The 23,803-nt window shown below is 36.7% G+C and carries 17 protein-coding genes; all 17 read right to left on the reverse strand.

Annotated features, from left to right (window positions below):
* Positions 1 to 22: 22 nt before the first annotated feature.
* Positions 23 to 2,167, reverse strand: coding sequence for a peptidase domain-containing ABC transporter (locus tag ASE01S_RS05250; protein ID WP_067839401.1), 2,145 nt, complete (start codon positions 2,165 to 2,167; stop codon positions 23 to 25).
* Positions 2,164 to 2,898, reverse strand: coding sequence for a flavodoxin family protein (locus ASE01S_RS05255; RefSeq protein WP_067839404.1), 735 nt, complete (start codon positions 2,896 to 2,898; stop codon positions 2,164 to 2,166). Before ASE01S_RS05255 ends, ASE01S_RS05250 begins: the two co-directional genes overlap by 4 nt.
* Positions 2,899 to 3,349: 451 nt before the next feature.
* A complete protein-coding gene (locus ASE01S_RS05260; RefSeq protein ID WP_067839407.1) occupies positions 3,350 to 3,547 on the reverse strand; it encodes a mersacidin family lantibiotic in 198 nt (65 codons plus the stop codon).
* A 19-nt stretch (positions 3,548 to 3,566) separates the two neighbouring features.
* A complete protein-coding gene (locus tag ASE01S_RS05265; RefSeq protein ID WP_067839410.1) occupies positions 3,567 to 3,776 on the reverse strand; it encodes a lichenicidin A2 family type 2 lantibiotic in 210 nt (69 codons plus the stop codon).
* 61 nt (positions 3,777 to 3,837) lie between these two features.
* The gene (gene lanM, locus ASE01S_RS05270) at positions 3,838 to 6,882 is read right to left on the reverse strand and encodes a type 2 lanthipeptide synthetase LanM (protein ID WP_067839413.1); all 3,045 of its coding nucleotides are present in this window, start codon (positions 6,880 to 6,882) and stop codon (positions 3,838 to 3,840) included.
* Positions 6,883 to 7,417: 535 nt separating this feature from the next.
* On the reverse strand, positions 7,418 to 8,896 hold the full coding sequence (locus ASE01S_RS05275; RefSeq protein WP_067839417.1) for an alpha-N-arabinofuranosidase: 1,479 nt from the start codon (positions 8,894 to 8,896) through the stop codon (positions 7,418 to 7,420).
* Complete coding sequence (locus tag ASE01S_RS05280; protein WP_067839420.1) at positions 8,896 to 10,197, reverse strand: glycoside hydrolase family 27 protein; 1,302 nt, start codon at positions 10,195 to 10,197, stop codon at positions 8,896 to 8,898. Before ASE01S_RS05280 ends, ASE01S_RS05275 begins: the two co-directional genes overlap by 1 nt.
* Positions 10,198 to 10,211: 14 nt before the next feature.
* Positions 10,212 to 11,723, reverse strand: a complete 1,512-nt coding sequence (gene arfA / locus ASE01S_RS05285; RefSeq protein ID WP_067839424.1) for an arabinosylfuranosidase ArfA — start codon at positions 11,721 to 11,723, stop codon at positions 10,212 to 10,214.
* A gap of 72 nt (positions 11,724 to 11,795) precedes the next feature.
* Positions 11,796 to 12,203 (reverse strand): hypothetical protein, encoded by a 408-nt coding sequence (locus ASE01S_RS05290; protein WP_067839426.1) that lies wholly within the window; start codon positions 12,201 to 12,203, stop codon positions 11,796 to 11,798.
* Between the two features lie 28 nt (positions 12,204 to 12,231).
* Positions 12,232 to 13,074, reverse strand: a complete 843-nt coding sequence (locus tag ASE01S_RS05295) for a carbohydrate ABC transporter permease (protein WP_245630325.1) — start codon at positions 13,072 to 13,074, stop codon at positions 12,232 to 12,234.
* 52 nt (positions 13,075 to 13,126) lie between these two features.
* The gene (locus tag ASE01S_RS05300) at positions 13,127 to 14,002 is read right to left on the reverse strand and encodes a carbohydrate ABC transporter permease (protein ID WP_067839429.1); all 876 of its coding nucleotides are present in this window, start codon (positions 14,000 to 14,002) and stop codon (positions 13,127 to 13,129) included.
* Positions 14,003 to 14,090: 88 nt separating this feature from the next.
* Entirely contained in the window at positions 14,091 to 15,347 is a 1,257-nt protein-coding gene (locus ASE01S_RS05305; protein ID WP_067839432.1) for an extracellular solute-binding protein, read from the reverse strand.
* Positions 15,348 to 15,893: 546 nt separating this feature from the next.
* Positions 15,894 to 17,009: a GntR family transcriptional regulator gene (locus tag ASE01S_RS05310; protein ID WP_067839435.1), complete on the reverse strand. Its 1,116-nt coding sequence runs from the start codon at positions 17,007 to 17,009 to the stop codon at positions 15,894 to 15,896.
* An 843-nt stretch (positions 17,010 to 17,852) separates the two neighbouring features.
* Positions 17,853 to 19,016: a multiple monosaccharide ABC transporter permease gene (gene mmsB / locus ASE01S_RS05315; RefSeq protein ID WP_067839438.1), complete on the reverse strand. Its 1,164-nt coding sequence runs from the start codon at positions 19,014 to 19,016 to the stop codon at positions 17,853 to 17,855.
* A complete protein-coding gene (mmsA, locus tag ASE01S_RS05320; protein WP_067839441.1) occupies positions 19,013 to 20,551 on the reverse strand; it encodes a multiple monosaccharide ABC transporter ATP-binding protein in 1,539 nt (512 codons plus the stop codon). Before mmsA ends, mmsB begins: the two co-directional genes overlap by 4 nt.
* Before the next feature lie 63 nt (positions 20,552 to 20,614).
* Positions 20,615 to 21,679, reverse strand: coding sequence for a multiple monosaccharide ABC transporter substrate-binding protein (chvE, locus tag ASE01S_RS05325; RefSeq protein ID WP_067839444.1), 1,065 nt, complete (start codon positions 21,677 to 21,679; stop codon positions 20,615 to 20,617).
* A 594-nt stretch (positions 21,680 to 22,273) separates the two neighbouring features.
* On the reverse strand, positions 22,274 to 23,761 hold the full coding sequence (araA, locus tag ASE01S_RS05330) for an L-arabinose isomerase (protein ID WP_067839447.1): 1,488 nt from the start codon (positions 23,759 to 23,761) through the stop codon (positions 22,274 to 22,276).
* Positions 23,762 to 23,803: the final 42 nt, after the last annotated feature.

A 23,803-nucleotide genomic window follows, 5' to 3' on the forward strand; every position in this document is an offset into this window, starting at 1 on the left:
ACATTATGATAAAATAAGCTATCTACGTACTTAATTCAGATGAGAGAGTCTCAAATTCCTCTTTATTAAGATATAATTTTTTATACGTATTTGACATGTTTAAAAGTTGTTCATGACTGCCTTGGGCAACGATTTGACCTTCTTCTAAAACATAAATAAGATCAAACTTCTCCATATCATGATATCTGTGTGAAATCATCACACACGTGACATCTGATTGAAATATTATATCCATAAAATCTCTGACAGCCCCACTATCTAATGAACTTGTCGGCTCGTCTAAAAGGAGTATTTTAGGACCATTGTACAATGCCCTAGCTGTTGAAATACGTTGGCGCTGACCTCCAGAAAAATTGGTTCCGCCTTCTGAGACAATCGTTTCGATACCTATTGGTGAGCCTTTTAGCATATCATTTATCTTTAAGGCGTTTAAAATTTCATTTAAATTATTTATATCTTGTTTACGATAAAAGAGAATATTGTTTTTAATCGTTTCATTAAATAACTCTGCTTCTTGTAAAACGATACCTAACTGTTGTCTAATTGTTCTCCTATTCAGGCACCTTGTATCCACATCATCAATGTAAAGTGAGCCTGAGGTGGGCTGATATAGTGATGCCATTATTTTCAAGAGTGTACTCTTTCCGGAACCGCTATTCCCCACAATAGCTACTTTAGATCCGCTCTCAATATTAATATTAATATCTTTTAAAACAAAAGGAGAGAATTTATTATATTGGAAATGGACATCTCTTAAGCTGAGCTCGCCACTTCTTATTTGTAACGGGGTATTCCCATTATCTTCAACGTTAGAATCTATTATATCTAGCAACTTTCTAATATATATTTTCACAATACTAATATCTGAATAAGAGCCAACTAAAGACATGATTGGTGTCAAGAAAAAACCTGCTAACGTATTGAACGCTATCAATTCACCAATAGTTATGGCTTCACTTTGTACGTAACTACTACCAACTATGTATACAAAGGCTGGAAAGGCAACTTGAATCGTCGTAGGAAGATTCCCTAACAACGCATTATACTTCGCTTTAATCCCCTCATACTTCATTTGTTTATTAAAAGCTTCTTTCCACTTTGCCTTTACTGAATCTTCTACTCCAAACGCCTTAATTGTAGCAATATTTTCAACAATTTCTGTAACCATATTCTGCGTCTTAACTGAATAGATAATTTGATTTTGCTCAATGCTATTCAGTTTTTTAGTGTAAACAAGCGATAGCGTACAGATTACTAAACCTAGTAACATAATGATCAAAGACAACTCCAAATTGAGCCGAATCATAGCAAATAAATATAGAAAGAAAAAGATCACATCAATACATACCGTTATTATCTTTTCACTTATTATTTGTCTAATGTAAGAATTTGAATTAATTCTAAATATAATTTCTCCTTTACTTCGATTATCAAAAAATCTAATGGGTACCTTTAACAAGTGAGTTAGGATCTTAGTCAGGAGCATATCGTCCATATTGACCTGTAATTTAGTAATAAGGATTGCCCTAATAATATTCGTCAGGTAATACCCAAACACAATAATAAAAAGACTAAAGATGTAACTACCTTGCCCTTGTAAACTTTCATAATGAATTGAGTCAGTAATACGTTGAATCATATAAGGAATTATTAATGTAATTAACTGCAATATTATGGTAACAAATAGAAGGGACAATAACAATCTTTTATTATAATTTATTAAGTCCCTTAAAAAAGTATGGTGTTTCTCCTTTTTTTGCGCTATTTTAAGTCTACTATCTAACAATATTAAAGCTACACCTGAAAAATTATCTAAAAATTCCGTGACAGATATTTTTCTTCTTCCACTTGTCGGGTCAATGATCGTAATCTTATTTGAGACTTTTTCAATGATTACAAAATGCGTGCCCTTCCAAAAAGCTATACATGGAAAAAATTTTTTTTCCAACCCGCTAATATCGTGAATTCTTATACCTTTTGTTTTTACTTTATACGCATTTAGAATTTCACTTAATTGTAATAGGTTGTACCCTCCATTCGGGACGCCATATTCATCCCTTAATTGGTTTAAATTTATCTTACCACCCAAATAATTTATAATCATTGCTGCACAAGCTAACCCACACTCACTATGCTCCATTTGCTCTATTAACTTTATTCTTCTCATCTAACCAAGTCTCCATTTACTCGAGAAAGTACTGATGCGAACGAATCATAGTCAAATAAATTATTCTCTTCCCAGTATCTCCATTCGCCCTCATTAATCCCATGTTCTTTGTATAGAATCATCATTTCTTTTAGTGAGGTAAATAACGCTTCCAGTGCAGGATTAGATTCGACCCCATTCTCTAAACAATCTACAATAGAAAGACTTATAATCTCACATACTGCAGCTAGCCAATCGGGATTATTTAATTGATCAGGGTAATTTGTAGCAGCATTATACTTGGCCACTACTGTACTACCAAAGGATGTTAACACTTTATCTAAGTAATCTGCGGCGGTATCATGACCATTTGACATATTAGTGGTTAACACTGCACTACCCTTTCCTGCAAGTTTAAGGAGATGCCCCCAATATCCTATACGATCAATTAAATTTTTCATATCCGCAGAAACATTATGAACATACACAGGGCTAGCAAATATGATAAAATCTGCTTTAATAAGTTTATCTTCAATCATATCCATGTCATCCTTATTACTTTTGATGCAATGGGCATGCTTAAAGCAATATTGGCAGCCTGAACAATATTCGATATTAACATTACTCGGAGTAAAAATTTCATAGTTTATTTCCGTTAGCTTCTCTACCGACTCAATCACTTTCTCTGCAAAATAATAGGTATGCGATCGTTTGTGTCTTCTACTTGCTACGTATACAAATATGTTCTTCACAACCTTCGCCTCCAAAGGAACTATTGTTTTTTAGGTATTGATTATTACCTTAGTATTCATATAAAACTAAGTTGTAATGTAGTCATAAATTTAACGGTCATTAGCCCAGATTTTGAAGCTCGATAAAGTGAAACTTCGTTCAGTGGGGGTTTCGACGCATAGGATATGCCCGTGGAGACGTTGCCTACACGACGTCGCGAACTTAGTTAGCTTCCTCTCTCCCACACTGAACGTTATTTGAACCAATCAGGCCGTTACGGGCTGTTGGATCTCCCACTTAGACATGACGTGTTCCCTTATTTCTTGAAGTGGGAGTCTTACAAAAGCCCTTAAATGGGGCGAGTAATCGCAGCCCCAGACAATCACACTACAACAAAAGTGGGAGAATTCTGCTGAATGAATAAATGCTAGCGTTAATACGAGTGGTTGTGTCTTTAGTTATTTGATTACTCTAGTTTTTACATTGCCAAAAAGTAAGTAATAGTGCCGATCCTGCTGTTAAAAGGAAGCAAGGCGGACCAGATAATGCAACAACCTCACCGCCCCCTTGAGATTGTGCCATTTCCTCTAATGATAATTCCTCAAAGGACTTCCCTACCAATTTACTTACTTCATTTACATTTAAGCTTTTTCCAGAAGTTAAGTTCATTAAAAATCGCTCCCTTCAACTAACATTTCATAACAGAGTATACTACTGTGCTAACAACCACACCTGCACTACACCAACCTGAAGATACGGTTACAGTCTTCAAGCATGCTGCTGATGAGGTTGTAATCTTTGCTGCCCCACCTTGTGTTATCGCCATTTCCTCCAAAGATAAATCTTCGAATGCGCTTCCAACAAGCATATTGGTATGATTTGAACTTAGATTTTTCAATTTTCCCTCTCCCTCAAACACAACCACTCTTATTAACGCTAGCATTACTATAATTTGAAAACTACACTTTTAGAGTGTACACATCCGATATCTCTAATGGGCGTTTAAGCAATCTCAGCATGCCGTAGCCTACGCCACTTAATCCAGTAAATAATGTATAATTAGGTAACCCATCAAGTTGAGAAATGCTAAAGTCCTTTTGTTCTTCTTTTCTAGACATAACCGAAGCAAGTCTTATTAAAAATTCATGTTCAGCTACGTCCTCATTCAACCCACTCTTTTGCAGTTGACTGAAGAAAAGTATATCTGCCAGGTTACCATGACAAATGCAATCATCATTTTTCCATTCGTTAGGAAATTCGGCTGTAATATCAGTAATAGACGCTTTAATAAAATCGTCATTCGTTACTTTATAAATGTCGAGCAATGCAAGCCCTACACCAATACTTCCCCAACACCATTTGTACTGATCTTCACAGTTCCCTAACAGAACTTTTTCATGTCTAATCAGTTCATACGCTTTTTGCTTATAAAGTTCTATTGAAGTTTGCTCATAGAGACGAATAAGTGCGTATGCCATACCTAAACATCCATGCGCGAATCCTTCCTTCAATTCATTTTTGAGTTGTTGCTGTTTAATTAACAAACTACCAGCAATGTCTTTGGCGAGGTTTAAATAAAAGTGATCGTTCAATACTGTATATGCTGTGACTGTAAGCCCAAGGAGCCCAGCTAATCCATTCAACCAATCAACTTCTGCTATTGTTATTAAGTCCTTTTTTAATTCTTTAAAATAAGTGACTAAATGATCTTTATACTCTGACTCCCCGATAAATTTAATCTCATTCAAAATTGGAAATATTATAGACAACTTACCATTATATGCTGAGTAGTTAGTGCTATACTTTGTACTAAGTAGAGTAGCGTTTATTGCCTTTTTATAACCTTCATAAAAAAGTGGATCTTTTGTCACCTTGTATAATTCAAACAAGTATAATCCGACACCCGCCTTGCCCTCATACAAACTCTCGTTCATTGCATTCACTGTCCAATTTTTGTTAGAGAGATTAATATTGACCCAAGATAATTCGTTTTTAGCACTATTTATGTAACTATCCTGTAATATCCTATTTCCAATTCTGCGAGCTTCCTGAAGCAACTTACTGTCGGTTGTCGGGCATACCTGGTAAAAGTCAGTTGTGTTAGCTTTCATCCTAGAAACTTGTTCATCATAAATACCTAAGCTCACTTTTATTACTGACAATTGCTTGGTAATCGCATCATCATCTAAGGTCTTAAACATGTTGAGCATCTTATTATATCCCGTATCTTGAAAATAGTTTTTAATACATTTGTGTTTACTAGAAAACAAATCCAGACTTGATGTGTTGCTCAAAAATATAGGTATGTCATTATCTAACATATCTTCTATCTCATAGAGGACAATTTCTTTTCTTTTATGAGGATAGCTCCACATATTTTCCAGTAACTTTTCTTTCTTAATCATATCTTCACAGTAATTGGGATGATTGGAATAGCCTATCATTGTTGCGTAAGCATCCGTATTTTTCACAATCGTACGTGTTACTTTGTCTTTAAAAACACTTAAGATACTATCGGAAGATAACAACTCTTTTTTCTTATCTTTAAAAAAACCAAGCATCTGTTTAAAACCTGCTAAAATATGATCTCGGTAGTTATAAAAGTCAATTGTCTCTCCATTTAATAGTGGGAGATTATTTGCTCCTGGTCGAACATACTCAACATTTTCATATTTCATATCTATTTGATTCACATTAATAGGCGCTAAAATTTTATATGGTAACTTCTCTGATTTTCCACTTAGCGCACCGATATCTATTCCCTGATTTTCAATATTTGTGAAGGCAACAGTTGGTAAGAGGGCTGAATTTAAGACAGATGTATCTAAAAATTGCTTTTGAACCTCAGCATCTGCCGCATCTGGATACTCGATTTGTCTATCACTTTGAACAATAGTCTCTAAATCAATCAATATAGGGTGTGGACCATTAGCAATGAGGTTTTCCATGTGGAAGTCATTTGCGCATAGTATATACGCTAACGCAATATTATACCCAAATCGTGTATAGTAATCTTCTATCTCTTCTAGTGACGAGCATTCATCATGACTTACATATTCCTGAAATGAAAAATCCTCTTGATAAATCCCTTTAATTGTTTTCATTTCTAGTAGTTGATTTTGTGTGTTTATCCACTTAATAAATTGATAATACGCATCTGCAATTTTTAAGTTTCTTGGTTTATAAACGACCTTATCTTGATTAAATGAAAAAATAATGACAGACCTTCCTTGTTGATGTGAGTCACCGATGGATAGAGAAATATCTGTTAGCTGGTCATTTTGTATTTTAAGGTTAAAGACATGATTAAATTCACTCACATTAGCTTCTAACCTTAAAAAAGATTCAGTTAAAAAATCTAACATATGCTTAGTTTTTATAACAGCAAGCCTTGTACAAACAGCATATTTAGAATAAAATTCTATTAGATCATCACAATGGCTGAATCGTTCTTCTACATAGTCAGCAAATTCTTTTTTCTCTTCCCCAGCACTTTGTAGATAGATATTAAGATCTATAATAATTACCTTATTATAAATATCACTAATCACTTGGGCATGATTAGTAATTATCTTTTTAATAACTGTTTCAGTAATAGAGAACTTTGAAATACCATTAACTAGATTTTGAATCTTTTTTTGAAAATACAGTAGAAAAGGATGAATGATATAGCCGATATCTAATAATTCCCTATCTGTTATTTTTTCAATGGTTTGATACTCCTGTAGTACCTCTATGAATAGCTTATACCAATCAGTATCCTCAATATAATTTCTAACCGTTAATGTATCAGTGTTATCTAATTCCTTAATAGCATAATTAAATTCTTCTAATGATGTCCCACTAACATTTAAGAAATTTCTGAAATCTTCGTCATTAGTTAAACTACGTATGCTTTTCCAACGCGATACATTATCAACCAAGTATGTTTCCTTATCTGTTTCTGAAAATATATTTACTCTTTCATTAATGGTCGTGCTTTTTTCTAATTTTAAATCATACAATTCCAATCACCCTCCTCACTTTAATCTATTAAACTACGCTTCCATTTCTTTGAATATATTAGCAGTAATAAATCCACAAATCAACCAATTAATTGAAATTAATATTATTTTTACTAAATAAACCAAAAACCATCATAATATGACAAAAAATCATTTATTTCTTATAGGCTTAAGTATGATTGTTTTACAAGTATGAGAAGTTAACACATAGGGGAAATAAAAGTAGAAAATAATTTATGTGGTATATCAATACACTTCAGGTTATTGTAAATCGTTTATCGCAGAGTATTTATTAAACTCTTTAGGTGTTTTTTTTGAAGTTTCTAATCTTAAAAATCCGTTGTTCGTAAATACTTTCATAAAGTGAAACTTCGTTCAGGGGTTTTTCCCACTCAACGATATGTGAAGATGTGGCTGTCTCCACTCAAAAAAAGCTCCCCTTAAAGCTGGCAGAAAAATCTGAGCAATAAGGGGAGCTTTGATCCTCTATTATATTCTTTCATACAATACTATAACTCTTTGACAGGCTTATTTCTTATTTAATCGTTAATACGACAACAGACATGGCAGGTAAAGTCACCTTTAATTTTGAACCTTCTTTCACAAAACCGGTAAAGTTTGTCGGGGCCACTTTATCAGGGTTTTCAAAGGTGTTGTGATCATTCATTTTTTCTGATGTAATGATTTCACCAGATACGTTAGTAAAATCAGTACCTCGAAGTTCAAAATCAATGTCCGCTTGATTATCATTATCCAAGTTACATAAGCTAACATGGATGGTTCCATCTTCTGCTTTTGAAGCAGATGCACTGACCTGTGGATGCTGCTTACCATCCACTTCAAGCATTTTAGAATCAAGACTTAAATCTATTCGTTCAGCATCTTGATGAACTTTGTACATTCTAAAGACATGATACGTTGGAGTCAATAGCATTTTATCTTCATCAGTTAGTACCATAGCTTGAATAACATTAACCATCTGGGCAATATTAGCCATTCTAACTCGATCATTGTGATTGTTAAAGATATTTAAGGAAACACCCGCAATAACAGCATCACGAACAGTGTTTTGTTGGTAAAGGAATCCAGGATTCGTACCAGGCTCAACATCATACCAAGCGCCCCATTCATCTATGATTAGAGCAATACGCTTCTCTGGATCATACTTATCCATAATCGTACTATGTTTCTCAATAAGTTCTTCAATAAAAACGGCCTTCTGCATAGAGATTTTCCATTCTTGTTGATCAAATCTTACTGCATCACCTTTATTCATGAACCCACCAGGATGAACGTAATAATGCAGGCTTAATCCATCCATTAAATGTCTAGCTTCACGCATTAATACTTCGGTCCAGTGATAATCGTCAACATTTGGACCCCCAGCAATTTTAAAAATCTTATTATCACCATAATTACGCACATAAGTCTGGAAGCGACGATATAAGTCGGCGTAGTATTGTGGGCGCATATTACCACCACAGCCCCAATTCTCATTACCAACACCAAAATACTTGACCTTCCACGGTTCTTCTCTTCCGTTTTCTTTTCTCCAATTGGCCATTGGTGATTCACCATCAAAGGTCATGTATTCAACCCACTCTGACATTTCTTGTACCGTTCCGCTACCCACATTACCATTAATGTATGGCTCAGTATCAAGCATGTCACATAGCATTAGAAACTCATGGGTACCAAAGTGATTATTTTCAATGACACCACCCCAGTGAGTATTGACCATTCTTTTTCGTTGCTCTCGTGGTCCAATGCCATCCTTCCAGTGGTACTCATCAGCAAAACAACCACCAGGCCAACGTAAGACAGGAATATTTAAGTCTTTCAATGCCTGTAATACGTCATTTCGGATCCCATTTGTATTTGGAATTGGAGAGTCTTCTCCTACCCATAGACCTTCATAGATGCATCGACCTAAATGTTCAGCAAAGTGACCGTATATATTTTTATCAATTTTGCCATGTGATACATCGGCGTTCATTACAACTTTGTTACTCATTAAAGCACCTCTTTTACATGTATTTTCAAAAGTTGACACGCATGCGGACGTAGATTACTAGATAACTGGTCTTGATTAACTTGCACTTCTTGGTCTTGCCAAACATCTTTGGCAAAATCAATTTGTTCTAGACCAATTCCCAATTGCTCGAGCTTAACTGAAACTTGCTGTTCGTGGTCACCAATATTAAACAATGCTAGATAAATCTCATGATCGGGTGTTTGGGAACACCATACAACTCGATCTTGATAGCGATAGAGCTGCCGCCCACCTAAACCTTCACGATGAACTTTAAGTAAGTCTTCATTGGTTAATAAGGATAACGTAAACTCATCATTATCTCGTAGTTCACCACCAAACATGAGTGGCGATCGGAATATCGCCCAAAGTGTCATCATTGTTATTTGTTCATCCTTAGTAAAACGTGTATAACGATCACTCGCACCACCATCAACTGAACGGATCCCAATATGCCCTAGCGGTAACATATCCGCATCCGGCCAATAGCCTGGCCCTACATTTTTACTCCAGCGATAACAGCGCTCGAACATATCATAAAGCGGTGGCCATAAATCCCAAAAGTCATCCGTCATTCTCCACATATTCGCGTTTTCTTCAAGAATAGCTGCATCATGCAATGCTGCCGGACCTGGAGAGAGACTTAATACCATCGGTCGACCACAATGATCAATTGCTTTTCGAATCATTTTTATTTCTTCAACATGTGATCCATATAACTTAGAGTCGGCAATATCATCAACCTTTACAAAATCGACTCCCCATTCAGCATAAAGTTCAAATAAAGAATGATAATAGTTCTGTGCTGCTTCATGACTGGTATCAAGTCCATACATATCCGTATTCCACGGACAAATTGAATTCGTCGCGGCTATTTGTCTTGCTGTCATGTTCGTACCTTTGATTCTCGTATTTCGATGGACAGCCTGTCGCGGAATACCGCGCATAATATGAATACCAAATTTTAAGCCTAAACCATGTACATAGTCTGCTAGTGGTTTAAAGCCTTTTCCTCCTTTGGCTGAGGGAAAACGATTTTCAGCCGGAATAAGTCGAGAATATTCATCCATTTCCAGAGGAACAAATGGACGGTAGGCAGAGGATACAGCACCTGGCTCTGCCCACTGAATATCGACTACTACATACTCCCAGCCGTATTCTTTTAAATGTTGTGCCATATACTCTGCGTTTCCCTTGACCTCTTCCTCAGTTACTGTTGCACCATAACAGTCCCAGCTATTCCAACCCATTGGCGGAGTGAGTGCAAATTGGTGGTGGTACATAGTTGATTCACCTACTAGTTGTTATTTTTTAATCTGATTACATTCCAAGACGTTTTGGCTAATTGAGCCGTTAAATGGCCATTATCAAGCTTGGTATCTTTGTTTAACTGTGGAGCAACAGCTTGATGATCAGCTGTATTAACAGCTTTTAAATCATCATGAACGAGTTCAATATGTTCGACTAACTGATAATTATCAAAGCTTCTTAAGTCAATTTCTATTGGCATTGCAGATTCCAAATGCTTATTGACAAGGAAAATGGTAAGTTCTTGATTCTCCTCATTATAGACCGCCGCACTATCAACATAAGGCACATCCGTGAAATCCTGTGAATCATATTTTGGCGTGTTAAGAATTGGCTTTAATGAAATACCACGGCCATAGATCGATGCATGCATATATGGATAGAAAATGGTCTGCTTCCATGCTCGGCCTTTGTTTTCTGTCATTATTGGAGCAATCACATTGACAAGCTGAGCCATTGCAGCCATTTTGACACGGTCAGCGTGCTGTAAGAAAGTAATTAACATACTTCCAACTAAAAGTGCATCTTCAAAATTATAGTGATCTTCCAATTGTGGTGGAGCAATGGACCATGGCTCGATTTTCTTATCTGCATCATTAGAATGGTACCAAACATTCCATTCATCAAAGCTTAAATAAATTGATTTTTTGCTTCGATGTTTAGCCTTAATATAATCACAAGTCGCAATAACTGTATTAATAAAATGATCCATATCCATACTTTTGGCTAAATAGTTGGCCGGATCATTAGACCGGTTACCATAGTATTGATGTAATGAAATAAAATCAACCTGATCATAAGCAATATCTAATGTTGTTGCTTCATACTCAGGAAATGTTGGCATTCCTGTATTTGAACTACCACATGCTACTAACTCTATCGTCGGGTCAACCTGCTTCATCGCTTTACCCGTTTCCTGAGCGATACGACCATACTCATAGGCTGTCTTATGACCGATTTGCCAAGGGCCATCCATCTCATTACCCAAACACCATGTCTTTATATTGTGCGGCTGCTCGTAGCCATGGGAACGACGTAAATCACTCCAATATGTACCGCTAGGATGATTGGTGTACTCGATTAGATTACGAGCTGCATCTATCCCTCTTGTTCCCAAGTTAACCGCCATCATAACTTCAGAGCCAACCTTTTTCGCCCAATCAACAAACTCATTTGTACCTACTTCATTTGTCTCGATTGTCCGCCAAGCTAACTCTAATCGACGAGGACGCTCATGCTTAGGTCCAACACCGTCCTCCCAATTATAAGCAGAAACCATATTCCCCCCAGGATATCGCACAATTGGAACATTTAATTCTTTTACTAATTCAATTACATCTTTACGAAAACCTTGCTCATCTGCTTCAGGATGATCTGGCTCATAGATTCCCCCATAAACAGCACGACCTAGGTGCTCAATAAAAGATCCGTAGATACGATCATCTACTTTAGCAATTTGATAGTTTTTGTCTAAAATCATATTAGACTTTAATTTTGTCATAATCTCTTCTCCTCACTGTTTTGAATGGTTATATGAATGTCCTTCTTACATCCAGCCTAATCAGCTTCTATCCTAATGAGTGTTAGCCAAACGAATAGCCTTGTTTTTAGCTAGATAAATAACGAAGGCAAACATAAATATTAGGAAGCCGATAACGTCAGAAGTAAGCAGTTGAACAAAAGCCCAAATTCCAAGCCAAATCCAGATTTTAGTCTGGATTTGACCATCCTTAAGGTGTAATCCTACTAAAAAATTTACAATGGCCATAACAAAGATAAATAATCCAAAGGTTAAAATAATTCGTGAGATATTATCGATTAATGATGTACCTACGATGGCCAGTTCTACTTCAACACCTTGAAATGCTTGACTTCCCTCACGATTAAACCAGCGATAATAGCCAAACAAGGTCATTAACGAGGTGAATAAATTCCAAGTAGCTCCAATCATCACTAGCTTTCTCTCTATGCCTCTTTTCATTTTTTACCTCTCCTCTTTGCTCAAGTTATTAGCCTTTTATACCTGAATTAAGATTAATAGCCGATACAAAATATTTTTGGGCGAAGAGGAATAATAGCATGGTCGGAATAATTGCCAAAATAGCGGAGCCCATTAATTGTCCGATCAAGCGATAATTGCCATAAATATCTTGTAACAGTAGTAGGCCCGCCGTTACCGGCATTTTCTGAACATCGGTATAGACAATAACTGGCCAAAGAAAATCATTCCAAGAACCAATGAATGAAAATAATCCAGCTACGATTAATACAGGTTTAATTAGAGGTAAGATGACACTGAAATAGATCCTAAAGTTGCTTGCACCATCAACCCGAGCAGATTCGTCTAGCTCGATTGGAATCCCCTTCATAAACTGTCGAACGAGAAAAATATTACCCATTCCTGCTAATCCAGGTACAATCATTGCCCAAGGTGTATTAACCCAGCCTAAAATATCGATAATTCGATAAGAAGGGATAATATTAACAACATTTGGGAAGAAGGAGATACCTAACAAAGTAAAGAACAGCACATCTCTACCTTTAAAGTTCATCCGTGAATAGCCATACCCAGTAATAGAAATAACAACAATAACGAGTAAAGTATGTGTTGTCGCGATAAAGATTGAATTCCAAATCCATCTAAGAATTGGTGCCGTTGAGGTATTATCTAAAATAGCCATGTAATTATCGACTATCCAATTAACTGGTAATAACCTAAAACCAACGTTAACGACTTCAGCCTGAGAACGAAACGAGGTAGCTATCCCAAATATCATCGGGATAATCCAAATAGCACTCACTGTAATAAGAAAGAGATACGCCAAATATTTTGATACCTTGGCTGTCTTCAATGTTTTCCCCACCTTTACTCTTTTTTGATCGTTACGATTCACATCAGGCTGTCTAAGCTGCATTTCGATTCATCACATAATATTGACAAGCTGAGATGACAAGAATGATCATCCCTAGAAGTACGGCCATAGCAGAGGCTATCCCAGCTATCGATTCGCCGTGACTAAAAGCTAAATTTCTGATATACATCATTAAAACTGTTGTACTTTCTCTTGGACCTCCATCAGTCATCATCAAAGGTTGACCAAACACATTAAATGCCCCCGCAGTAGTCATAACCACTGTATAGATTAACGGAAACCGAATGGATGGCAGCGTAATATGAAAGAATTTCTGAATTGGACCAGCCCCATCAATTTCAGCAGATTCATAGAGGTCTTTTGATACATTACTAATCGAAGCACGATAAATAATCATATTACCGCCCGTGCCCCCCCATACCGTAATGACAAATATAATAATCCATGCATACGGTTGTGTAGCCGACCACGCAAACTCTGAGCCAAATAAATTACTGACAATACCCAGCTGGGTGTTAAAGATTAACGACCAGATTAAAGCTGCTGCAGATATTGAAATTAAGCCGGGTATATAGACGATTGACTGAAAAAAGTTCTTGAATTTTACATCTTTATGCTCGATGGCTACCGCAATTAATAAAGGAATAATAACCATCAAGGGAACACTTATTCCAACAAATATCAAAGTATTCTTCAACCCATTAAAAAACTCATGATAGAAGGAAGAATCTTGGTTAAATAAGATCGTTTTATAATTATCTAACCCCACCCATTGAGGTGATGATACTAAGTTCCATCTAGTAAACGATGCATACACCCCATAAATCGATGGAACGAGAATAAAAACTAAGAAAAGAAGCATATGGGGTCCAATAAAGAACCATTGTGTATATTTCGTTCTATTCATAAAAGCCGAATCCTCCCTTACTTTTTCTTATGTTGTAACTAATCATCAGTGACTAGCTGTAAGGTTCAACGTTCAGGTATGTTAATATTTATTCCACAGCCTCGGCTGCCTCTTCGAGTTCAGTATCTCCCTCTGCAACTCGATCATCAACAAAACGTTGCATTTCATTAAGAGCATCATCGATCTCGATTTCACCATGGACCACATCTGGAATATAATTGTCAACGGCTTCAGCTACATACGGATAATGTTCGTATGTGTAAATATAAAGTGAAGCTTCTTGTTTCTCATCTCTAGTAAAGAAAGATTGTATAAATTGGTCGTAATCTGGACTTTCAATAATGTCTCGACTTGCTACGATTTGACCAGCCTTTGCCCATTCAATTGAATTTTGCCGTATGAACTCAAGAAAATCAGCGATACCTTGTTCTTTTTCATCTGTTCTCTCTTCACTTTTTAACATTGAGAATAAGTGAGCTGAAGATCGATTATGAAATACGTCTGCAGAAGGTGAATAAATATTAGTCACACCAAAATTTAATGACTCGACCTCCGCGTGAGCAGTTGAGCTCCATGTTCCATCCGTTGAGAAAATAACATCACCAGATTGGAACATTAAATAACCGTCTTCACCATATGGTGTCATTAGTCCGGCTTCATTTAATTCTCTTAAAGCCTCAATGACCTGTCTCATTTCAGGTGTATTAACAGTCGGTTCACCATTTGCTCCTTCAATGTCTCCACCAAAGTTTTGCAACTGTGCTAATGCCACCCAGCCGATTAAGGCATCATTTAATACATATTGTCCTTCATCCAACTTTCCTTCTAACTCTAACATTTCATCGAAAGTTACCACATCATCATCTAACCAATGTGTCACACCATACTTCTCTAATAAATCCTTATTGTAATACATCGCACTACCGTGAATATCTAACGGAATCGTATATTGCACGTCATCAACGATACCTGCATTCCACGCTTCTGCAATATAGTTATCTGCTTTAAGTTCTGGCTGTGTTTCCATAACGGTATCCATTGATACTAATAAATTATTCTTGACAAAGCTTGGTACACGATCGGCATGGATAAGTGTCAGATCAGGAATACCACTGCCGGAATTTAGTACAGTATAAATCTGAGTATACATATCTGATGTAATAACATGGTTTACAGGAAACTCAGGGTCGGTATCATTGTAATCACTAACAAGCTGATCCATATAAGCCCCGTCTTCACCAGTTAAAGGTGTCCAAAATTGAATAACATTTTCATCATCACCGCACCCTGCTAGAAGAAAAAGTACCACTAAACTCCCAAGGAAAATACCAACTCGCTTTTTCATATTTATTCCTCCAATTTCGTGATTTAATTTGACTCACTCGCATTTTTGTTCATCCTAATAGATGAATGCGTTTTCATTAGAGTGCATACTGAGAGGTTAATTTGCAATAGGGTGAACAAAAAATATACGTATATGTTTACGCTTTGATTATATCTATATTTGTATGTAAGTTCAAGTGTTTTTTGAAGGAATAGCCAAAAAATACATAGAAAAATTATTTGAAAAAGAACGCAGTCGATAATGGCTACTCATTCGTTCTTAATCAAATACTATTATTTCCCTTGATTTAACGGTTATTTTAAGTTGCTTTATATTAAAGATAGACTAACATCTATCTTTAATATAAACTCGATCGGACAACTTTCAGCACTATTTATCTACTAAAATCTAAACTAAGGTCATTATGATGCCAAAACTGACCAATTGTGCGTATAAAGCGAAACTAACTGCTATATCTGGAAGTAAGCATAACCCCTGTCACTAGTAAACAAAACAGTGCGTCACTTATGAAAGAGACTTTTGAGTAATCTTTACACCATTTATTACTTAATTAAGTGGTGCTGTCGAATTTCGCACAACTAGCTCTGGTTCAAATACAATTGACTCAGTTACTTCTTTTGTTTTTCTAGGATTAGCATTTGAAACTTTAACAATATCTAAAATTGTTTCTGCTGCTACTTTGCCCATCTCACTTTGCGGATGCTTAATGCTCGTTATTTTAACCTCTGAAACTTCTGTTAAAAAAGAATCATCGTAGCCTACAATTGAAATGTCTTCCGGAACACGGAGTTTTTTGCGGCGCAATACATCTAATAGCGCAATAGCTAATTCATCGTTATAGCAGACAATTCCTGTAGGGCGCTCTGCATCTGTTAACGCAAGTAGTTTTTCTAATTCTTCTGATGGCTTATGATACTTATCCTCCGTCCGATACGTAATGATGTTATTCGGATTTATTGATAAGCCATGTTTCCGATGCGCCTTTAAATAACCTTTCATACGTTTTGACCCTTGACCGTCGTCATTTTTAAAAAAGCCAGCGATATTCTTGTGACCTAATTCAATTAAATGCTCTGTCTGGAGTAATCCACCTTGCTCATCATTTAAGGTTATACTAAGTGGTTCTAGCTCATCATAATAAGCATTAATCATGATATAGGGTATATTTTGTCGTTCCAGGTTTAAGTAATAATTTATATTAGGATTACTAGTAGCACTTTTTGTTGGTTCCACAATGACACCATCGAAGTGTTGGGTCAAGATCTTTTCTAAAAATCGTCGTTCATTTTCATGGTCGTTATTAGTACTAAATAAGCTGACATGATAGCCATTTTGACTTAAATAGGATTCAGCCCCACGAATAATGGAAGGAAAGATATAGTCTGATATATAGGTCGTAATGATAGCTATACTTTTTTGATTATTAATCGATTGGCCTGTATCTAATTTAGACCGATCCGCACAGAACGTACCGGCGCCTTGCTCTCGATAAAGCCATCCTTGGTTAACGAGTTCACCTATAGCTAATCTCACAGTGTGTCGACTCACATTAAACTGCTTCATCAATTCACTTTCCGAACTAATTTTCTGATGGGGTTGGAATGTCCCATCAAGAATCTTAGACTTGATCGCCTGTTTAACAATGCTGTATTTTGTCTGCATAAGTTACACCTCACCGATTCCTTTAACTTATTAATCATTTATATAACTACCATCATATCACTTATTGTCCTCTTTTACACTTATTGTTTTTAATTTCTCGTAAATCCTTAATTTAAGCATGTAAATCAAATGCGCCTTAGCGTATTGCGCCCAAATTTTATCAGCTTAAACTTCCGCAGAAAATCTATGGTATCCAAACTTGACTCAGCGTTCGTCTAAACCTCTATGGTATGGAAGAAAAATAGCCATTCATCTTACCACTCAAAAAGTACTTAATCGTTAAAATTAGCTTTGATTAGTATCAGATGACGTCACTTTGTGTCCTATACTACGATACAAAATGTGAAATTATGCACAAATGATATTTTTACTTAGTTACAATTGTATTTACCATAACTTTTTTATCCAGTATCAAATGATTTATTTAAAAAGATAATGGGACTTTTTGAGAGGGTAAACGGTGATTTAAGTTTGATAGATTAGTAGGTCCGGTCCAACATTAGGGTCTATCTTATCACTACTGGTAGATAAAGAGGTTCGATCACCAATAAAGTGAAACTTCGTTCAGTGGGGGGTTCGACGCATAAGATATGCTCGTGCAGACGTTGCGACACGACGTCGCGTCAGCTTCCTCTCTCCTCCACTGAACGTTAGTTGAAGCAATCGGGCCGTTACTGGCTGTTGGATCTCCCACTTAGACTTGACGTATTCTCTTATTTCTTGAAGTGGGAGTCTTACAAAAGCCCTTCGATGGGGCGAGTAATCACAGCCCCAGCCCGTTACACTGCAATAAAGGAAACAGAGCCTTTACCCCTCCAAGAAAGAGATAAAGGCTAAAAAAAGCTAAGAAGATTTCTTTTTATTTAAAATGTCAAAGGCTACAGCACCCAATAGAACTAAGCCTTTAATTGCTTGTTGCCAATCAATTCCTACACCTAATAACGACATCCCATTATTTAATACACCCATAATTAGAGCGCCTATAACCGCTCCAACTACAGTTCCGATCCCACCAGTTAGCGATGCTCCACCTATAACAGCAGCCGCTATTGCATCAAGTTCAAATAAATTCCCTGCCTGTGGAGTAGCTGCATTTAATCGGCCAGCAAAAATCAAACCGGCTAAAGCAGCTAGTATACCCATATTAACATAAACCCAAAATTTAACTTTTTTTGTTTTGACTCCTGACAATTGTGCTGCTCGCTCGTTGCCCCCAACTGCATAGATATGTCGACCGCCAATTGTCTTATTTGCATAAAAGGTATACCCTATGATTAAGGCAAGCAAAATAATTAAAATATAAGGTATTCCAGCATATACGGCTAACCTTTGTGTAAAAGCTAGGATAAGCAATGAGAGAATGATAACTTTTAAGATAAATAACCCTTGTGAGCTTTGTTCTTGGTTATACTTGATTAAATCCTTTCTTCCCCTTATTTCTTGAATAACATAGATAATAGTTGCTATGATTCCGAATATGAGCGTTAAAATGTGAAAAGTGGATCCTGAGAACCAATCATTGATAAAGCTTGAGCTCATCATTCTAAAGCCTTCTGGAAAGGGAGCAAGTGTCCTTCCGCCTAATGCGACCATTGTTAATCCTCTAAAGAGCAACATACCTGCTAATGTCACGATAAAAGCAGGAACCTTAACAAATGCAACCCAAAACCCTTGCCAAGCTCCAATCAGTGCACCGATTGCTAGGCAGATTATTACAGATAATACAACGGGTAGCTCCATTCTAATCATTAATATACCGGCAATCGCACCAACAAAAGCTGCTACAGATCCAACTGATAAATCTATTTCTCCTGTAATGATAACCATGACCATACCAATGGCTAATATAATAATGTAACTATTTTGCATAATGATATTCGTTACATTTAATGGAGTTAATAGTGTCCCTGCAGTCAAGAGTTGGAAGATGACTAGGATACCAAACAAAGCTATAATCATACCAAATTTTCTAACATTTTGGCTAATGATGTTTTTTAATTCTTTCATTTCTCTTCCCCCTTGTTATACGTCATATAAGTCATTAATTTTTCCTGTGTCGCTTGATTAGTTGGAAATTCTCCAGTTATACAGCCATTTGACAATGTGTAAATTCGATCACACGTGCCTAACAATTCTGGTAGCTCTGATGAAATAACGAGGATGCACTTCCCTTTTTCAGCAAGCTCATTCATGATCTTATAAATTTCATTTTTGGCTCCTATGTCAATACCTCTAGTAGGCTCATCCAGAATCAACATATCCGGATCAGTGAAAATCCATTTTCCTAATACAACTTTCTGTTGGTTGCCACCACTTAAATTGACTACGTCCTGATTGATATGTGGTGCTTTTATATTTAGTTTTGCTTTAATTTCTTCTACGACATGGATTTCTTTTGGCTCATCAATTGTTATTTTTTTTAATAATTTTTTAAGGCTTGATAAACTGATGTTTCTTTTGATATTATCTTGGAGGATTAAACCATACTCTTTTCGATCCTCAGATACATATGCTAAGCCATGTTTGATTGCATCATCAACGCTTTTTATGATGATTTCCTTGCCTTCTTTTTTCACAGTACCTGAGACATACTTACCATACATCCGACCAAAAATACTCATTGCTAATTCTGTTCGGCCAGCGCCCATTAATCCAGCAATTCCGACAACCTCACCACGTCTAACCTTTAGGGTAACATTATCGGCGACTTTCTTATCAGGCACCTGTGGATGTTCAACTGTCCAATTCTCAATTTCAAACATCACATCACTGATTTTAGTATTTCGCTTTGGATATAAATTAACTAAATCGCGTCCGACCATACCTTTTATAATACGATCCTCGGTGATTTCTCCGTCCTTTGCCGATATCGTTTCAATGGTTTGACCATCCCGCAATACCGTAACATGGTCAGCCACCTTCATCACTTCCTTTAATTTATGTGAAATCAGGATCGAAGTAAGCCCTTGTTTCTTAAACTCTAATAACAAATTTAATAAATTTTCACTTTCTGCTTCATTTAATGCGGCTGTCGGCTCATCTAATATGAGTAACTTAACTTTTTTTGATAAAGCTTTTGCGATTTCTACTAATTGCTGCTGTCCAACCCCAATATGGCGAACGAGGTCTGAGCTTTTCGCACGCATACCAACTTGAGCAAGTAATTTATTGGTCTCTGTTGTCGTTTCATGCCAATCAATAATGCCACGCTTTACCCGTTCGTTACCTAGAAAAACGTTCTCAGCCACTGATAAATCAGGAATAAGTGCTAGCTCTTGGTGAATGATGACAATCCCCTCAGCTTCACTTTCATTTATATTTTTAAATTGACAGACATGATCTTCGAAAACAATTTCTCCTTGATAGCTACCAAAAGGATGCACACCGCTTAGAACTTTCATAAGGGTTGATTTACCAGCACCGTTCTCTCCTACTAAGGCATGAATCTCACCTTTTTCAACATTAAACTCTACATTATTCAAGGCTCTTACACCGGGAAATTCTTTAATAATACCTCTCATTTGTAGTATGGTATTTGTCAATCTTCACACCTCTTTTTTAGAAGAGGTAAATGAAAGCATCACTTACCTCTATGCTAGAAAAAATTAATTTAATTCAGATTCATCATAATAGCCTGATTCAATCAGTACTTCTTGATAGTTATTAATATCAACAGAAGCGGGCTCAATCAGATAGGCTGGCACAACCTTAGCATTGTTATCATAGGTCTCTGTATCATTCACCTCAGGCTCTTCTCCTTTTAATAACGCCTCTGCCATATTAACCGCTCGCTCTGCTAGTAAGCGTGTGTCCTTAAAAATCGTTTGTGTTTGTTCTCCTGAAATAATTGATCTTACTGAAGATCGTTCAGCATCTTGACCTGTAATGATTGGTAAAGGCTTATTGTCCGTTCCATAGCCTACCGCTTTAAGAGATGAGATAACACCTAAGCTAATCCCATCAAACGGGGAATAAACAGCATCTATATCCACATCGGAATAATGAGCACTTAGTAAGTTATCCATTCTTTCCTGAGCTTCTGAGCCACTCCACCTCAATGTAGCACCCTGACTAAATTCTGTTTGGCCACTTCTAACTACGAGTTGTTCATTGTCAATGTAGGGTTGTAAAATTGACATCGCTCCATCCCAGAAGAAGTAGGCATTATTATCATCAGGAGAACCTGCGAATAGTTCGATATTAAATGGACCTTTTCCATCAGCTAATCCCAATTGTTCCTCAATGTACTTTCCTTGTAATTCTCCAACACCAAAATTATCAAAAGTAGCGTAATAGCTTACGTGTTCACTATTCATAATTAATCGATCATATGCTATTACTGGGATATCTAACCGTTCAGCTTGGTCTAGTACATCAGACAAGGCTTCGCCATCAATTGAAGCAATAATCAATAGGTCGACCCCTCTTGTGATCATGTTCTCAATTTGCGATAATTGATTTTCAACTACATCTTCGGCATACTGTAAATCTGTTTCATAGCCAAGCTCTTCAAACATTTCTACCATATTATTACCATCGTCAACCCATCTTTCAGATGATTGTGTTGGCATAGCTATTCCTACTATGTAGGAATCATCATTTGAAGTGTTGGTACTGCAGCCAGTGACAAATAGTATAACTAAAAAAATGATCAACAGATATTTCCTCACTTAATATCACCCTTTCAATGATTGTAATCGCTCACATTATAATTATTTGTACGTACATTAAATATATATGAAGTTTTTTTGCATAAATGATTTATAACTTGAAAGAAAGATTTTAGGTAGAAGAAAGGTCTTTTTACATTATTAGGGCAGATAGGAGAGGTCTTTGAGTTTTACGATTACGAATTAACAGCCTGTTTTAAGTGTTTGTTCAATCTTTTACATGTCACTTTAGTCTTCTGCTTTATTTGAAGAACGATGGGATCATTTAACAGCTAATTATCGCCAAGCTTAAATAAATCGAAACTTCGTTCAGTGGGGGTTTCGACGCATAGGATGCGCTCGTGCAGACATTGCAACACGACGTCGCGAACTTAGTCAGTTTCCTCTCTCCCCTCACTGAACGTTAGTTGAACCAATCAGGCCGTTACTGGCTGTTGGATCTCACACTTAGAGATGACGTGTTCACTCATTTCTTGTAGTGGGAGGCTTGCAAAAGCCCTTCGATGGGGCGCCCCAGACAGTTACACTGCGATAAAACGAGGTATATAATAAATAAAGGATAGGGACCATTGTCCCCATCCTTTCTCAAGTCAATTATTTTCGAAAAATGGCTTCATTCCATTTAAGTTCATTTTTAAATTGGCGTACGCTCAAGTCCTTATCAATCACGACGCATTCAATATCAACCATCTCTGCAAAATCAACCAATTGTTCAGTTGTAACTACAAATGAGAAAACGGTATGGTGAGCGCCTCCAGCATAGATCCATGCTTCGGTTGCTTCACTAAGAGAAGGCTCTGGCTTCCAAAGTACTTTAGCAACTGGTAGCTTAGGCGTTTCAATTTGAGGTTGTTCGGCCTGCACTTCATTAATGACTAAACGGTAACGACCGCCAAGCTCTATTAATGAAGCATTAATGGCAGCTCCTGCTTTTCCGTCAAATACCAGTCGCGCTGGATCTTCTTTACCACCTATTCCTAGAGGATTCACAACTATTCTTGGCTTAGTAGCTGATACTGTCGGGCAGACTTCTAGCATATGTGAGCCCAAAATCATTTCATTTCCTGGCTCTAAATGGTAGGTGTAATCCTCCATAAATGATGTTTCTTTATTGTCAGAAATAATCTTCATTAATCTTGTCAATGCAGCTGTGCGCCAGTCACCCTCACCCGCAAAACCATAGCCTTGGGCCATTAAGCGTTGGGCAGCTAAGCCTGGAAGCTGCTTCATACCATGTAAATCCTCGAAATTAGTCGTAAAGGCGTTATAATTTCCTTTTTGTAGGAATGATTTTAAGGCTAATTCTATTTTACCTTGGTACAAAATCGCATCACGAATTGCGCCAGGTTGGCTCGCTTCTGGTGGTAATTGATATAATGACTCATACTCTTGATACAGCTTATTCAAATCTTCATCCTTAACTTGGTTGATTTCTTCAACAAGATCTCCAATACCATAATAGTCTACTGTCCAGCCAAATTTGATTTGTGCTTCTACTTTATCGCCATCGGTTACAGCAACATGGCGCATGTTGTCACCAAAACGTGCAACACGAATATTAGTTCCTTCTTTTACACTTATTGCGGTTCTCATCCAAGCAGCTAACTTATTGACAACATTCTCATCCTTCCAATGTCCTACAATAACTTTCCGCCCCAAACCAAGGCGTGTTCCAATAAAACCATACTCACGGTCACCATGAGCAGCTTGATTGGTATTCATAAAATCCATATCGATCGTATCCCACGGAATGTCGCGGTTGTATTGTGTATGGAAATGCAATAAAGGCGTTTGTAAAGCTTTTAAGCCACTAATCCACGATTTAGCTGGAGAAAACGTATGCATCCATGTTATAACACCAGCGCAATCCTCTGTTGCATTAGCCTCAGTTGCAAGCTTATGAATATTTTCTGAGGTTGTCACCACTTGTTTAAATTCAATAGGAAATGGTAATAAACCTGAGCCATTTAGTCCATCGACGACTTTCCTTGAGTTGTCCTCAACCTCCAATAATGTTTCTTGTCCATACAATGGTTGACTACCTGTTACAAACCAAAATTTATAAGGTTTTACTTTTAACATTTTCATTCCTCCAAGTTGAATTTTTGAGATAATCTTGATGAA

The sequence above is a fragment of the Amphibacillus sediminis NBRC 103570 genome (assembly GCF_001552275.1).
Lineage (GTDB): Bacteria > Bacillota > Bacilli > Bacillales > Amphibacillaceae > Amphibacillus_B > Amphibacillus_B sediminis.